This window comes from Nonomuraea composti, from assembly GCF_012034275.1.
GTDB lineage: Bacteria > Actinomycetota > Actinomycetes > Streptosporangiales > Streptosporangiaceae > Nonomuraea > Nonomuraea composti.
The window spans coordinates 15,677-29,619 of the sequence record NZ_JAATEP010000061.1 but is presented as its reverse complement, the minus strand read 5'-3'; the positions used below and the strand labels follow the sequence as shown (position 1 = coordinate 29,619).

The following is a 13,943-nucleotide window of genomic DNA, read 5'->3' as shown; positions in this document are numbered from 1 at the left end:
CGTGTCCTCACGTGAGCTCGTGGTGCTGGGCACGTCCAGCGCCGTTCCTACCCGACACCGTAACCACAACGGCTACCTCCTGCGCTGGGACGGTCAGGGCTTCCTGTTCGACCCGGGCGAGGGCACGCAGCGGCAGATGGTGCACGCCGGGCTGAGCGCCAACGACGTCCACTGGCTGTGCGTCACCCACTTCCACGGCGACCACTGCCTGGGCGTGCCGGGCGTCGTGCAGCGCATCGCCCGCGACAAGGTGCGCCACCCGGTGCGCGCGGTCTTCCCCGGCTCCGGCGAGACGTACTGGCGGCGGCTGCGCCACGCCGCCGCGTTCGCCGACACGGACGTCATCGCCGAGCATCCCGTCTCCGGCGACCTGGCGGGTGTCGGGCCGCTGATCGCGCGCCGCCTGTCCCACCCGGTCGAGTCGTACGGCTACCGCGTCCAGGAGCCCGCCGGCCGCCGGATGCTGCCCGAGAAGCTGGCCGCGCACGGCATCCGCGGCCCTGAGGTCGGCGAGCTGCAACGCACCGGCTCCGTGCGCGGGGTCACGCTGGAGGAGTGCAGCGTGCCGCGGCCGGGCCAGAGCGTGGCGTTCGTCATGGACACGCGACTGTGCGACTCCGTCTTCGAGCTGGCCTCCGGGGTGGACCTGCTGGTGATCGAGGCCACGTTCCTGTCCGCCGAGAGCGCGCTGGCCAAGGACTACGGGCACCTGACGGCGTTCGAGGCGGGGCTGGTGGCGGCCGACGCGGGCGTGCGCCGCCTGGTGCTGACGCACTTCTCCGAGCGGTACGGCTTCGCCGACGAGCCGTCCTTCGTCGAGGAGGTGCGCCACAGCTTCGCCGGCGAGGTCGTGCTGGCTCGCGACCTGATGCGGGTGCCGGTGCCGAAGCGTCAGGCCAGCCACGCCCCGGCGAGGTAGCCGACCCCGTACGGCGCCGCCGCCGCCAGCAGCCGCCCCTGGTAGGCGCGCCCGCCCGCCGCGCCGGCCAGCACCTGCAGCGCCGCCCGCCCGCTCACCCACAGCCGGTCCGCCTCCGCGGCGTCGAGCCCGGCCAGCGCCGCGGCGTCGCCGCCGCCGACCGCCTTCACGATCATCTCGTTGTACGGCCCCGCGGCCTCGTCGTGCTTGCCCGGCGCCCTGGGGCTCAGGCAGGCCGAGCCGTCGGCCATGACCAGCAGCGCCACCCGCTCGCCGCGCCCGCCCAGGCTCTCCCCGAGCGCCAGGCAGCCGGCGGTCGTCGCGTCGAAGGCCACCGTGTGCAGGCTCGCGGGCTCCTCGCCGGACAGGAGCAGGCGGGCGACGGTCAGCGACAGCGGCAGCACGGGCTCCCCCTGCCCCACCGTACGGTCGAGGCCCCACGGGCGCAGGGTGCCGGCCGCGCTCCCCTCGTACGAGCGGGTCGCCTCGGCGCCGCCCACCACGATCAGCGTGTCGGGACGGGCCTCGCGCACCGCGGCGATCGCGGAGCGGCAGGCGGTGCGCAGCTCGGGCATCCCGAGCACGACCAGCGGGGTCGATGGGCAGACGGCGGCGGCGACGAGCACGAGCGCAAGCGTACGGGGCCGCCGGCCCGGGCAGCTCAGTAGGGGCTGCGCCCGTCGCGCACCCTGGCCAGCATGCCCCTGGTGAGCTCCTGGACGGCCTGGTGCAGCCCGCTGCCGAAGCTGATCCTGGCCACCCCGAGCCCGGCCAGCGCGGCCAGGCTCGGCGTCCGCGGCGAGAAGTACACGTTGACCGGCGCCCCCAGCTCGCCCACCAGCGCCCTGATCTCGTCCGCGTCGGCGAGCCCGATGGGGTACACGCAGTCGGCGCCCGCCTCCAGGTAGCGCCGCCCGCGCGCGACGGCCTCCGCCCGGGAGGCGGGGCCGCGCAGGTAGAGGTCGATCCTGGCGTTGATCACGAGCGCGTCGCCGGCGGCGGCGCGCACCTCCGCCAGGAACGCGGCCTGCTCCCCGGGGTCCACCATGTCGCCGCGGCCCGGCAGGGAGTCCTCCAGGTTGCAGCCCGCGGCACCGGCCTCGGCCAGGCGTTCGACGAGCTCGGCGGGCTTGAGCCCGTAGCCGCGCTCGATGTCGGCGGTGACGGGCACGCCCTCGGCGGCCCTGGCCACGCGGGCGACGGCGGCCATCATCTCGGCCACCGGGGTCCGCTCGCCGTCGTCGTAACCGAGCGCGCGGGCGACGGCGGCGCTGCTGGTGGCCACGGCGGGGAAGCCCGCCTCGCGGACGGCGCGGGCGGAGGCGGCGTCCCAGACGTTGGGCAGGACCAGCGGGGTGCCGGGGACGTGCAGCGCGCGCAGGGCGTTCGCGTCGTCAGTCTTCATGCCCTCGACCCTAGGAGCCGGAAGTGGCCTTCCTGAAGAGCCACTCCCGCCCGTGACCGGCGAGCCACTTGGTGGGCTAGCAGCCGCTCTTGGAGCACTGCCCGGCGACCTCGCCGGCGGGGCCGTTGGCGGGAGTGTCGGCGTCGGAGCTGCCGGAGCTGCCGGAGGACTGGGGCGCCTTGGTGGGCGCGGTGGTGGGCGCGGTGGTGGCGGGCTTCTTGCCGGTGCCGTTGTTCACAGGAGAGCCGGTGCCCGTCGATCCCGTGTCGGCGGTGCCGCCAGTGCCGGGGTCGGCGACGTCGCCCATGCTGCCGTCCTCGGGGGGATCGGTGTTGAGGTCGGCGTCCTCGGGGGCGTCGGTGGTGACGTCGCCCATCGTGGCGTCGTCTCCGCCGAGGTCGTCGGCGCCTCCGGTGCTCTGCGTGGCCGCCGGGCGGGCGCCGCCGCTCGGCTGCGCGGCCTCGCCGGAGCCTCCGGCCAGCAGGTAGCCGGCGCCGCCCGCGGCGAGCACGGCGACGAGCGCGGACGCGGCGATGATGAGCGGTTTCTGGTTCGGGGATTTTCTCTTGCGGCTGTTTCTCGGTGCCTGGCGGGTGTCTCCTGGCCCGGACAGGATCTCCTGACGATCCGGCGCGTTCGGATCATGCATGGGGTACGGCTCCCTGCGGTCGTATCGGGGAAAGCTTCGCCGACTTCGGGGGTGATGGACCACACTAGCCGCAACGACTGAATGCTCGCACACCAATCACAGAGGAATCACGACTTGTCCCCCCTTAGATCCATTTCCCCAGGTAGCCGCCTGCCGCTCGGTCCCCTGGCCGGAGCCGTGGGGGTGCTCGCCACGGCCGGTCTCGGAATTTTCCTGGCATTCAGTAACGCGCCGGATGCCACCCCGCAAAGAGGCGGCGAATTCGATCAGGAAACCCCGCTTTCCGCAAGATCGAATAAGCCGCTTTCACCACTCTCGGCACCGGGCGTGACACAAACAGCGACCATCGACCGGCACAAGGGAGCCGCTTCTGATGGACCGCTCCATTTCCCGTCCGCCCAGCCCGCAGGCATGACGCTGAGCCCTTTGTCGCCGCCCTGGATCGAGGCCGTGCCGCCGTGGAGCGCGACGATCTCCCCGCTGCCGATCCTGCCGCCGCTGGAGGACGTCGTCCCGTCGGTGACCTCCGGCCCGCGCGCCGACCGCCCCGCGCGCCCTCCCCGAGCCCCCGGGCACGGGATCCGCCGCGGACGCCCCGTGACCCCTCCTCGCGGCCGGCCGCACAGCTCCCCCACGCCGCAGGCCCCGCCGACCACCCGGGAGCCGGCACCCGCCCAGGTCACCGCCCCGCCACCGCGCGGGCGCGGCCTGCCGAACCCCTGCGCCACGATGCACGACTTCCGCCGCGCCGCCTGCGACCAGATGCTGAGCCGCCTCACCCGCTGAGAAAACGCGACCGCCCTCACCCCGTACCGGGGCGAGGGCGGGCCCTACAACAGGTGGTCAGTGCGCCGAGCAGCCTCCGGTGGCCGCGGGCAGCGGCGCCGGGCGGCCGATCGTGGGCATGCCCAGCAGGACTCCCGGCGCCGGCGAGGACGCGGTGCCCTGGCGGGCCTCCCAGGCGTCGCCCGCGCGGGTACGGCGCACCCCGAGGACGGCCCCGTCGGCCACCAGGTGGTGCGGCGCCGCGTACGTGACCTCGACCGTCACCATGTCACCGGGACGCGGCGTCTCCGCACCCACCGCGAAGTGCACGAGGCGGTTGTCGGGCGCGCGGCCCGACAGCCGGTGCGTGGCGTCGTCCTTGCGGCCCTCGCCCTCGGCCACCAGCACTTCGAGCGTCCGCCCGACCTGCTTCTTGTTCTCCTCCCATGAGATCTCCTCCTGGAGGGCCACGAGCCGCTCGTAGCGCTCCTGCACGACCTCCTTGGGCACCTGGTCGGGCATGGTGGCCGCCGGGGTGCCGGGGCGGATGGAGTACTGGAAGGTGAAGGCGTTGGCGAAGCGGCTCTGGCGCACGACGTCGAGGGTGGCCTGGAAGTCCTCCTCCGTCTCGCCGGGGAAGCCGACGATGATGTCGGTGGAGATGGCCGCGTCGGGCATCGCCGCGCGGACGCGCTCGATGATGCCGAGGTAACGCTCGGCCCTGTAGGAGCGGCGCATGGCCTTCAGCACCCGGTCGGAGCCCGACTGCAGCGGCATGTGCAGCTGGTGCATGACATTGGGCGTCTCGGCCATGGCGGCGATCACGTCGTCGGTGAAGGCCGCCGGGTGCGGCGAGGTGAAGCGGACCCGCTCGAGGCCGTCGATGTCGCCGCAGGCCCGCAGCAGCTTGCCGAACGCGAGCCGGTCGCCGAACTCGACGCCGTAGGTGTTGACGTTCTGGCCGAGGAGCGTGACCTCCAGCGCCCCCTGCTCCACGAGCGTGCGGATCTCGGCGAGGATGTCGCCGGGCCGCCGGTCCTTCTCCTTGCCGCGCAGGGAGGGGACGATGCAGAACGTGCAGGTGTTGTTGCAGCCGACGGAGATCGACACCCAGGCGGCGTAGGCGGACTCGCGCTTGGTCGGCAGCGTCGAGGGGAAGACCTCCAGCGACTCCTTCAGCTCGACCTGCGCCTCGCCCTCGACGCGGGCCCGCTCCAGCAGCACCGGCAGCGAGCCGATGTTGTGGGTGCCGAACACGACGTCGACCCACGGGGCCTTGCGGACGATCTCGCCCTGGTCCTTCTGCGCCAGGCAGCCGCCGACGGCGATCTGCATGCGCGGGTTGCGCGTCTTGGCCGGGCGGAGGTGGCCGAGGTTGCCGTAGAGGCGGTTGTCGGCGTTCTCCCGCACGGCGCACGTGTTGAACACGACCACGTCGGCCGTCTCGCCGTCGGCGGCGGGCACGTAGCCGGCGTCCTCCAGCAGGCCCGACAGGCGCTCGGAGTCGTGGACGTTCATCTGGCACCCGTATGTGCGCACTTCGTATGTGCGGGCGCCCTCCTGGGTCACAGTCATGGCACGTTCAAGGGTAGTCGTTGTGCGGCTCGCAAAGGCCCGTGTGGATCTAAAAGGCCAGCTTGACGGCATGATGTGATCGGATCGGTACCGCTCGGTTAGTGCACAGCGTTCTAATGCCCTCTACGTTTTACTCCATGACGGAGAACGGCGACGCCACTCCACTGGTCCAGTTGGAGAACGTCAACAAGCACTTCGGGGCGCTGCACGTCCTGAAGAACATCAACTTGACCGTCTCTCGTGGCGAGGTACTGGTCGTCATCGGCCCTTCCGGCGGCGGTAAGAGCACGCTCTGCCGCACGATCAACCGGCTGGAGACGATCAGCGACGGCAAGATCATATTTGACGGCCAGGTGCTGCCCGAGGAGGGCAAGGCGCTGGCCAGGCTGCGTTCCGAAGTCGGCATGGTCTTCCAGTCGTTCAACCTGTTCGCCCACAAGACCATCCGCGAGAACGTCACGCTCGGCCCGGTCAAGGTCCGCGGCGTCGCCAAGGACGCCGCCGACAAGCGGGCGATGGAGCTGCTGGAGCGGGTGGGCATCGCGGCGCAGGCGGACAAGTACCCGGCGCAGCTCTCCGGCGGTCAGCAGCAGCGGGTCGCGATCGCCAGGGCGCTGGCCATGGACCCGAAGATGATCCTGTTCGACGAGCCGACCTCCGCACTGGACCCCGAGATGGTGCAGGAGGTGCTCGACGTGATGGTCGGGCTGGCGCGTGACGGCATGACGATGATGGTCGTCACGCACGAGATGGGGTTCGCCCGCCGCGCCGCCAACCGGGTGGTGTTCATGGCGGACGGGCAGATCGTCGAGGAGAACACCCCCGACGAGTTCTTCACCAACGCGCAGACGGACCGTGCGCGCGACTTCCTTTCGAAGATCCTCACGCACTGAGAGTTATGAGGCAGGTACACATGCACATGCGTCGAACGGGAGCGGTGCTCTCCATCGCGGCGATGGCCGCGGGCCTGGCCGCTTGTGGCGGTGGGGAGCAGACGTACGCCACCGTGGCGGACAAGATCACCGGTGGTGGCACGGTCGTGGTCGGCACCAAGTGGGACCAGCCGAGTCTTGGCCTGAAGATGGGCAACGAGCCCGAGGGCTTCGATGTCGACGTGGCCAAGGCCGTGCTGAAGGAAGTGAACGGCGGCAAGGATGTGAAGATCGAGTGGAAGGAGTCGGCCTCCTCCAACCGTGAGCCGTTCCTCCAGAACGGCACGGTCGACATCATCTTCGCCACCTACTCGATCACCGAGGAGCGCAAGGGCAAGGTCACCTTCGGCGGCCCGTACGTCATCGCGCACCAGGACGTCATGGTCCGCAAGGACGACACCTCGATCAACTCGCCGCAAGACCTCAAGGGCAAGAAGATCTGCAAGGCGTCCGGCTCCAACTCCTACAAGCGCATCACCGACCCGCCGCCGGACGGTCAGCTCGACATCGACGCCACCACCGTCGACGCGGCCAACTACTCCGAGTGCGTGCAGAAGCTGACGGGCAGCAACCTCGACGCGGTCACCACCGACGACCTGATCCTGGCGGGCTTCGCCAAGCAGGCCGGCGGCAACTTCAAGGTGCTGGGCCAGGGCTTCACGAACGAGAAGTACGGCATCGGCCTGAAGAAGGGCGACACCAAGACCTGCGAGGCCGTCAACAAGGCGGTCGCGACGCTGTGGAGCAACGGCACGATGAAGACGCTGCTGGACAAGTGGTTCGGCGGCATCCAGGGCCTGAAGCTGTCCGAGACGGCGCCGCCGGCCGAGGGTTGCGCCTGATCACGTCGGTGACGGCGGCCGGTGACCCGGCCGCCGCTCGCCCTTGCGGTGGAGCACGATGGACGAACTAATCAAGTACGCCCCCGACCTCGGCCTCGGATTCCTCGAGAACGTCAAGCTGTCGATCGTCGCCGCGATCGCCTCCTTGATCCTCGGCACGATCCTCGTGGCGATGCGGGTCTCACCCACGCCGGTGCTGCGGGCGGCCGGCACCCTCTACGTCAACGTGGTGCGCAACACGCCGCTCACGCTGGTGCTGGCGTTCTCGGCGCTGGGTCTGAGCGACCAGCTGGGCCTGGTCTTCTCCGACGTCCCGCTGACGAACTCGTTCTGGGTCGTGGCGATGGGCCTGTCGGTCTACACGGCGGCCTTCGTGTGTGAGGCGCTGCGGGCCGGCGTGAACACGGTGCCGATGGGCCAGGCCGAGGCGGCCAGGGCGATCGGGCTGACGTTCACGCAGTCGCTGACGATGATCATCCTGCCGCAGGCGTTCCGTGCGGTCATCGCGCCGCTGGGCAGCGTGATGATCGCCATGATCAAGAACACCACGGTGGCGACCGCGGGCGGCTTCCTGGCCGACGCGGCGGCGGTCATGAAGATCACGTTCGACACGACCGGCGCGTCGATCCCGATCTTCCTCGGCATCGTCGTCGCGTTCATGGTGCTGACCATGCCGATCGGGTTCCTCACCGGCTACCTGGCGCGGCGGATGGCGGTGGTCCGATGAGCACCTCCGTCCTGTTCGACGCGCCGGGCCCGCGCGGGCGCGTCCGCAACCACACGCTGACGGTGATCAGCGTCATCGCGGTCGGCGCCGTGCTGTACGGCATTTACCGGGGCTTCGACGCCAAGGGCCAGTTCGAGGGCAAGATCTGGCAGCCGTTCCTGCAGTGGGAGACGTGGAACTTCTACATCATCCCCGGCCTGATCGGCACCCTGCGGGCGGCGGCCGTGGCGGCGGTGCTCGCGCTGGCGTTCGGCGCGATCTTCGGCCTGGCCAGGCTCTCCGACCACGCGTGGATCCGGATCCCGGCCGGCGTGGTGGTCGAGGTGTTCAGGGCCATCCCGCTGCTGCTGCTGATCTTCTTCATCTTCTACCTGGCGCCCATGATCGCCGGTGGCGGCGACTACGCCTTCATCGCGGTCGTGCTCGGCCTGACCCTCTACAACGGCTCGGTGCTGGCCGAGGTCGTCAGGGCGGGCGTGCACGCGGTGCCCAGGGGGCAGGCGGAGGCCGCGTACGCGGTGGGCATGCGCAAGAACCAGGTGATGCGGCTGGTGCTGCTGCCCCAGGCCGTCACCGCGATGATGCCCGCGATCGTCAGCCAGCTCGTGGTGCTGCTCAAGGACACCGCGCTCGGCTACATCATCGCCTACGTCGACCTGCTCAACACCGGCTTCAAGATCCTGCCGGCCCGGTTCTTCGGCTCGCTGATCCCGGCGGCCATCGTGATCGGCATCATCTACCTGGCGCTCAACCTGGCGCTGAGCCGCCTGGCCACGTGGCTGGAGGGGCGCAGCAGGCGCAGCCGCAAGACGGCGGCCCGCCCGGTCGCGGCGCCCGGCTCGGCCGAGGTGAGCGTCGGCGCCGGTCAGGGCACCGAGGGCGGCGGCCTGGCGCCCGACAAGCCCCTGGAGTAATGCTTTTCGGGCGGCGGGCGTCATGCTCGCCGCCCGAGATGTCAAACAAAGCCCCAATCCGCATTTCGGCCCGTGCCGGCGCGGGTATGCGGGCAGCATGCGCAGGGCGGCGCTCGCGGGGGCGGCTGTGACGGTGGGGCTGGCCGCGTGTGGCGGCGGCGGCTCGTACGCCACGGTCGTGGACAAGATCAGGAACACCGGCACGGTCGTCGTCGGCACCAAGTGGGACCAGCCGAGCCTCGGCCTCAAGATCGGCCAGGGCGAGCCGCAGGGCTTCGACGCCGACGTCGCCCGCTACATCGTCCGCCACCTCACCGGCGGCGACGTCCGCATCACCTGGCGCGAGTCGCCGTCGTCCACCCGCGAGGCGCTGCTCCAGAACGGCACCGTGGACATGATCGTCGCCTCCTACTCCATCACCGAGTCACGCAAGCCCAAGGTGACGTTCGGCGGCCCGTACGCGATCGTCCCCCAGGACACCATGGTCAGGGCCGACGACACCAGCATCCGTCAGGTGAACGACCTGCGCGGCAAGCGCATCTGCCTGGCCGAGGGCTCCAACTCGTACCGGCGGATCGTGGACCCGCCGCCCGACGGCAAGCTGAACCTGCCGGCCCACCTGGTGCGGGCCGCGAACTACTCCGACTGCGTCCGCAAGCTCGAAAACCGCCAGCTCGACGCGGTCAGCACCGAGAACCTCCTCCTGGCCGGGTTCGCCGAGCAGGAGCCCGGCCGCTTCCGGCTGCTCAACCAGCCGATCACGGACGAGAAGTGGGCCGTCGGGCTGAGGAAGGGCGACACCGCCACCTGCGAGGCCGTCAACGCCGCCATCGCCCGCATGTGGCAGGACGGCACCACCACCCGGTTGCTGCGCAAATGGTTCGGCAGGACCGATCTCGTGCTGCCTTCCACCCTGCCGCGCCCCGAAGGCTGCCCCTGATCGCCTCCCCGCACCCTGAAGGTCGTCCCTGATCGCCTCCCCGCACCCTGAAGGTCGTCCCTGATCGCCTCCCCGCACCCTGAAGGTCGTCCCTGATCCGGGGACCGGTCCGCACTCGGAGCGATCTTCCGGCAGGATGCGGGTATGCCTTTCTGGCCCTCCCCCATATCGACCAGAGACGTGGCCGGTTCCAGCGTCCGTCCCGGCTGGCCCGTGGCCATGGGCGGCCGCGTGTGGTGGACCGAGGACCGTCCCGACGAGGGCGGGCGCACCGTGATCGTCCGCCGCGCCGCCGACGGCACCCGCCGCGACCTGCTGCCCGCACCCTGGTGCGCGCGCACCCGCGTGCACGAGTACGGCGGCCGGCCCTACGCCGTGACCCCTGACGGCGACGTCGTCTTCGCCAACCTGAAGGATCAGCGCCTCTACCTCCTGGCCGACGGCGGCGAGCCGCGGCCCCTCACCGACGACGGCTGCCGCTACGCCGACCTGCTCGTGCACGACGGCCAGGTGTGGTGCGTGCGCGAGCACCACGACGAGAACGGCAAGGTCACCAGGGCCGTCGTCGCCATCCCGCTCGACGGCGGCGAGCCGCGCGTGTGGGCCTCCGGCAGCGACTTCTACGCCAGCCCCACCATATCCCCCGACGGGTGGCATCTCGCCTACGTCTGCTGGAACCACCCCCGCATGCCCTGGGACGGCACCGAGCTGCGCGTCGTCCCCCTCACCGGCGGCCCCGCCTGGACCGTGCGCGGCGGCCACTCCGAGTCCGTCCTGGCCCCCTCCTGGAAGGACGACTCCCGGCTCTACCTCGTCTCCGACGCCTCCGGCTGGTGGAACCTCTACGAGATCGGCCTGCACGGCGACGGCGCGCGGGCGCTGCACCCCGCCGAGGAGGAGTTCACGCTGCCGCCGTGGCAGCTCGGCGGCCGGCCGTACGCGGCGCTCCCCGACGGGCGGCTCGCGGTCCTGCACGGGCGCGGCGACCTGCGGCTCGGCCTGCTCGACCCCGGCTCCGGCACGCTCACCGACCTCGACCTGCCCTACACCGGCTGGAACGCGGCGCTGGCCGCCGACGGCCCGCGCGTCGTCGGCATCGGGTACGCCGCCACGACGCCCCGCTCCGTCGTGGCCGTCGACACCGCGACCGGCCGGCACCAGGAGCTGCGGCCCGACCCGGCGGCCCTGCCCGACCTCGCCTACCTGACCGTCCCCGAAGCCGTACGCATCGAGGGCGACGTGCACGGCTTCCTCTACCCGCCCCACCCCTCGGCCGTCGAGGGCGCGCCCCCGTACGTGATCTTCGTGCACGGCGGCCCGACCGCCCACGCCGACACCGCGCTCGACCTGGAGAAAGCCTTCCTCACCTCACGCGGCATCGGCGTGCTCGACCTCAACTACGGCGGCTCCACCGGCTACGGCCGGGCCTACCGCGACCGCCTCAAGGGCCAGTGGGGCGTCGTGGACGTCGACGACGCCGTCGCCGCCGCCGAATGGCTCGCCGCGCGCGGCCTGGCCGACCCGCGCCGCATCGCCATCCGCGGCAGCAGCTCCGGCGGCTGGACGGTGATGGCGGCCTGCTGCCGCTCCGACGTGTTCGCCGGCGGCGTGTCCTACTACGGCATCAGCGCGCTCGCCCCGCTCGCCGCCCACACCCACGACTTCGAGTCCCGCTACGTCGAATGGCTGGTGGGGCCGGAGGATCCGCAGGTTTACGCCTCGCGGGAGCCGCTCGCGCTCGTCGACCAGATCAGCTGCCCCATGCTGCTCCTCCAGGGCCTCGACGACCCCGTGGTGCCGCCCGAGCAGTCCTCCGCCTTCGCCGACGCGCTCGCCGAGCGCGGGGTGCCGTGCACGTACCTGGCCTTCGAGGGAGAGTCCCACGGCTTCCGCCGCACGGAGACCCGCGCGGCGGCCCTGGCGGCGGAGCTGGCCTTCTACCAGCAGATCTTCTCGTAGACGCGGCTCGGAGTCAGCGGGCGAACTCGGTCGCCCGCGACTCCCGCACCACCGTGATCCGGATCTGCCCCGGATACGTGAGCTCCTCCTCCACCTGCTTGGCCACGTCGCGGGCGATCACCTGCGCCTGGATGTCGTCGATGGCGTCCGGCTTGACCATGACCCGGATCTCCCGCCCGGCCTGCATGGCGAACACCTTCTCCACGCCGTCGTACGACTGCGCGATCTCCTCCAGCCGCTCCAGCCGCTTGACGTACGCCTCCAGCGACTCGCGCCGCGCGCCCGGGCGGCTGCCGCTGATCGCGTCGGCGGCCTGCGTGAGCACCGCCTCCACCGTACGGACCTCGACCTCGTTGTGGTGCGCCTCGATGGCGTGCACCACGTCCTCCTCCTCGCCGTACCGGCGGGCGATCTCGGCCCCGATCAGCGCGTGGCTGCCCTCGACCTCGTGCGTCAGCGCCTTGCCGATGTCGTGCAGCAGGGCGCAGCGCTTCATCAGCGTCTGGTTCATCTTGAGCTCGGCGGCCATGATGCCGGCGATGTGGGCGGACTCGATGAGGTGCTTGAGCACGTTCTGGCCGTAGGAGGTGCGGTAGCGGAGCTGGCCGAGCAGCAGCGTCAGCTCGGGGTGCATGTCGGTGATGCCCAGCTCGACGAGGGCGTCCTCACCGGCGCGCGCGCAAAGGTCCTGGACCTCCTGGCGGCTGCGGTCGTGCGCCTCCTCGATGCGCTGCGGGTGGATGCGCCCGTCCAGCACCAGCTTCTCCAACGTCAGCCGCGCCGTCTCCCGCCGGACCGGGTCGAAGCACGACAGCAGCACCGCCTCGGGGGTGTCGTCGATGATCAGGTTCACGCCGGTGGTGGACTCGAACGCGCGGATGTTGCGCCCCTCGCGGCCGATGATGCGGCCCTTCATCTCGTCGCCCGGCAGGTGCAGCACGCTCACGACCGACTCGGCCGTCTGCTCGGCCGCCAGCCGCTGCACGGCCAGCGTCACGATCTTCGTGGCCCGCTTCTCGCCCTCCTTGCGGGCCTCCCCCTCGATCTCCCTGATGATCAGCGCGGCCTCGCGCTTGGCCTGGTTCTCGATCTCCTTGACCAGCTCGGCCTTGGCCTGCTCGCCGGTCAGCCCGGCCACCCGCTCCAGGATGAGCCGCCGTTCCTCCTCGACCTGCAGCAGCTCCTCGCGGCGGTCGGCCAGCTCGACCTCGGTCTCGGCCAGCTTCCTGTCACGCTCGGCCTGCCGCCTGGCCTCCTCGTCCAGCCGCTGCTCCCGCTCGGCCAGCCGGGCCTCCCGGCGCTCCAGGTCGGCGCGCAGCTCCTTGAGCTCGGACTTGAGTATCCGGCTCTCCTCCTCGACCTCGCGCCGCATCTGCGCGGCGCTCTCGGCTGCCGCCTCCGACCTGCGCAGGATCTCGTCGGCGTCCGTCTCCGCCTTGCTGCGGATCTCCCGCGCCTCCTCGCGCGCCTGCTCCAGCTCCTCGTGCGCCGCCTCCACCACCTCAGGGCTGGGCTTCCCCTTGCCGGACAGGCCACCCGAGCCCGAGGTACGCCGTATGACGACGAGGAGCGCCACGATCATCCCGAACGCGAGCACGAGCACCGCCACCATCAGCACCACGACCAGCGGCCCCATGTGTGCCCCGCCCTCCTCGCGTCGTCAAGAACTCATAACGCGGCCACAAAACACGGGAGGGGTCACAGGCGCGCCGCGGAAAGCCCGGTCGGCGTCATCGCCGGGATCGATGTCAAGCCAAGACTGATGGGGCGTCGACCGCCAGAGCCGACACCTCTCCTGCCTCGTTCAATTCGTCCGTCGTTCACCGGTATGGCAATCCGCGCTGCGCGGAGTAACTCCTCACTGCCGTCGAGGTTATGCGTCGAACAGGTCACGAGCAAGCAAACGCGTCCTCAAGCGTGTCTTACGGGCCTGCATCTCCCTGTTCAGACAGGCGTCACCCATTGGCACGGCAATCGACCTTTACAGGCAGGCATGGGGCGGCATGTCGCCCACGCGGCGCCGTCGACGGTGCACGGCCATGCCGCACCCGGCATCTCCACGCCCGGCATCTCCACGCTCCGGCACCTCCGCACTCCCCCGGCACTCCGCCCGCTCTTCGCTCTTGGGACGAGACCCCCGGGCGGTCGATGTGTGACACTCGTCGAAGTCGCTCCCTTACCAGCTCATCCCCCACGCAGAGAGGGCCGAGATGACTGGCCTCACCGGGCTGGGTGACAGTGGAGCCCCTGACAGCGAACTCCATGACGGCGGGCTCGGTTACAGCGGAGCCGACGACAGCGGGCTCGGTGATGGCG

The 13,943-nt window shown here is 71.1% G+C and carries 13 protein-coding genes; 8 read left to right on the top strand and 5 right to left on the bottom strand.

The window, feature by feature from the left end; genetic code table 11:
* The first annotated feature begins 1 nt into the window (after window position 1).
* Complete coding sequence (locus tag HCN51_RS48605; protein ID WP_168019035.1) at window positions 2–919, top strand: ribonuclease Z; 918 nt, start codon at window positions 2–4, stop codon at window positions 917–919.
* Here the strand turns inward: HCN51_RS48605 and HCN51_RS48600 are convergent.
* The 3 genes from HCN51_RS48600 to HCN51_RS48590 all read right to left on the bottom strand — a co-directional run bounded on the left by HCN51_RS48600 (window position 892) and on the right by HCN51_RS48590 (window position 2,973).
* Complete coding sequence (locus HCN51_RS48600; RefSeq protein WP_168019034.1) at window positions 892–1,545, bottom strand: class III extradiol ring-cleavage dioxygenase family protein; 654 nt, start codon at window positions 1,543–1,545, stop codon at window positions 892–894. The genes HCN51_RS48605 and HCN51_RS48600 overlap by 28 nt on opposite strands.
* Window positions 1,546–1,580: 35 nt before the next feature.
* Entirely contained in the window at window positions 1,581–2,324 is a 744-nt protein-coding gene (locus HCN51_RS48595) for an isocitrate lyase/PEP mutase family protein (protein ID WP_168019033.1), read from the bottom strand.
* Window positions 2,325–2,400: 76 nt separating this feature from the next.
* Window positions 2,401–2,973, bottom strand: a complete 573-nt coding sequence (locus tag HCN51_RS48590; protein ID WP_168019032.1) for a hypothetical protein — start codon at window positions 2,971–2,973, stop codon at window positions 2,401–2,403.
* A gap of 411 nt (window positions 2,974–3,384) precedes the next feature.
* Between HCN51_RS48590 and HCN51_RS48585 the strand changes: the two genes are divergently transcribed.
* Window positions 3,385–3,759 carry a hypothetical protein gene (locus HCN51_RS48585; protein ID WP_168019031.1) on the top strand — a complete coding sequence of 125 codons (375 nt, stop codon included), beginning with the start codon at window positions 3,385–3,387 and terminating at the stop codon, window positions 3,757–3,759.
* Window positions 3,760–3,816: 57 nt separating this feature from the next.
* Here HCN51_RS48585 and miaB read toward each other — a convergent pair whose 3' ends face one another.
* Complete coding sequence (miaB, locus tag HCN51_RS48580; RefSeq protein ID WP_240974035.1) at window positions 3,817–5,313, bottom strand: tRNA (N6-isopentenyl adenosine(37)-C2)-methylthiotransferase MiaB; 1,497 nt, start codon at window positions 5,311–5,313, stop codon at window positions 3,817–3,819.
* Window positions 5,314–5,450: 137 nt separating this feature from the next.
* Between miaB and HCN51_RS48575 the strand changes: the two genes are divergently transcribed.
* The 6 genes from HCN51_RS48575 to HCN51_RS48550 all read left to right on the top strand — a co-directional run bounded on the left by HCN51_RS48575 (window position 5,451) and on the right by HCN51_RS48550 (window position 11,627).
* The gene (locus HCN51_RS48575) at window positions 5,451–6,206 is read left to right on the top strand and encodes an amino acid ABC transporter ATP-binding protein (RefSeq protein ID WP_080042014.1); all 756 of its coding nucleotides are present in this window, start codon (window positions 5,451–5,453) and stop codon (window positions 6,204–6,206) included.
* Between the two features lie 20 nt (window positions 6,207–6,226).
* Window positions 6,227–7,087: a glutamate ABC transporter substrate-binding protein gene (locus HCN51_RS48570; RefSeq protein WP_168019028.1), complete on the top strand. Its 861-nt coding sequence runs from the start codon at window positions 6,227–6,229 to the stop codon at window positions 7,085–7,087.
* Between the two features lie 58 nt (window positions 7,088–7,145).
* On the top strand, window positions 7,146–7,814 hold the full coding sequence (locus HCN51_RS48565; protein ID WP_168019026.1) for an amino acid ABC transporter permease: 669 nt from the start codon (window positions 7,146–7,148) through the stop codon (window positions 7,812–7,814).
* Entirely contained in the window at window positions 7,811–8,728 is a 918-nt protein-coding gene (locus tag HCN51_RS48560) for an amino acid ABC transporter permease (RefSeq protein WP_168019025.1), read from the top strand. The genes HCN51_RS48565 and HCN51_RS48560 overlap by 4 nt, the downstream gene beginning before the upstream one ends.
* A 97-nt stretch (window positions 8,729–8,825) precedes the next feature.
* Window positions 8,826–9,668 carry a glutamate ABC transporter substrate-binding protein gene (locus HCN51_RS48555; RefSeq protein WP_168019024.1) on the top strand — a complete coding sequence of 281 codons (843 nt, stop codon included), beginning with the start codon at window positions 8,826–8,828 and terminating at the stop codon, window positions 9,666–9,668.
* Window positions 9,669–9,848: 180 nt separating this feature from the next.
* On the top strand, window positions 9,849–11,627 hold the full coding sequence (locus HCN51_RS48550; protein ID WP_346434068.1) for a S9 family peptidase: 1,779 nt from the start codon (window positions 9,849–9,851) through the stop codon (window positions 11,625–11,627).
* A 13-nt stretch (window positions 11,628–11,640) separates the two neighbouring features.
* Here HCN51_RS48550 and rny read toward each other — a convergent pair whose 3' ends face one another.
* On the bottom strand, window positions 11,641–13,263 hold the full coding sequence (gene rny / locus HCN51_RS48545) for a ribonuclease Y (protein ID WP_080042020.1): 1,623 nt from the start codon (window positions 13,261–13,263) through the stop codon (window positions 11,641–11,643).
* Between the last annotated feature and the right edge of the window lie 680 nt (window positions 13,264–13,943).

What these genes read in the sequence shown, in the direction of transcription:
- HCN51_RS48595 (WP_168019033.1), bottom strand. Translation starts at nt 2,324, where the DNA reads ATGAAGACTGACGACGCGAACGCCCTGCGCGCGCTGCACGTCCCCGGC.
- HCN51_RS48590 (WP_168019032.1), bottom strand. Translation starts at nt 2,973, where the DNA reads ATGCATGATCCGAACGCGCCGGATCGTCAGGAGATCCTGTCCGGGCCA.
- HCN51_RS48585 (WP_168019031.1), top strand. Translation starts at nt 3,385, where the DNA reads ATGACGCTGAGCCCTTTGTCGCCGCCCTGGATCGAGGCCGTGCCGCCG.
- miaB (WP_240974035.1), bottom strand. Translation starts at nt 5,313, where the DNA reads ATGACTGTGACCCAGGAGGGCGCCCGCACATACGAAGTGCGCACATAC.
- HCN51_RS48575 (WP_080042014.1), top strand. Translation starts at nt 5,451, where the DNA reads ATGACGGAGAACGGCGACGCCACTCCACTGGTCCAGTTGGAGAACGTC.
- HCN51_RS48570 (WP_168019028.1), top strand. Translation starts at nt 6,227, where the DNA reads ATGCACATGCGTCGAACGGGAGCGGTGCTCTCCATCGCGGCGATGGCC.
- HCN51_RS48565 (WP_168019026.1), top strand. Translation starts at nt 7,146, where the DNA reads ATGGACGAACTAATCAAGTACGCCCCCGACCTCGGCCTCGGATTCCTC.
- HCN51_RS48560 (WP_168019025.1), top strand. Translation starts at nt 7,811, where the DNA reads ATGAGCACCTCCGTCCTGTTCGACGCGCCGGGCCCGCGCGGGCGCGTC.
- HCN51_RS48555 (WP_168019024.1), top strand. Translation starts at nt 8,826, where the DNA reads ATGCGCAGGGCGGCGCTCGCGGGGGCGGCTGTGACGGTGGGGCTGGCC.
- rny (WP_080042020.1), bottom strand. Translation starts at nt 13,263, where the DNA reads ATGGGGCCGCTGGTCGTGGTGCTGATGGTGGCGGTGCTCGTGCTCGCG.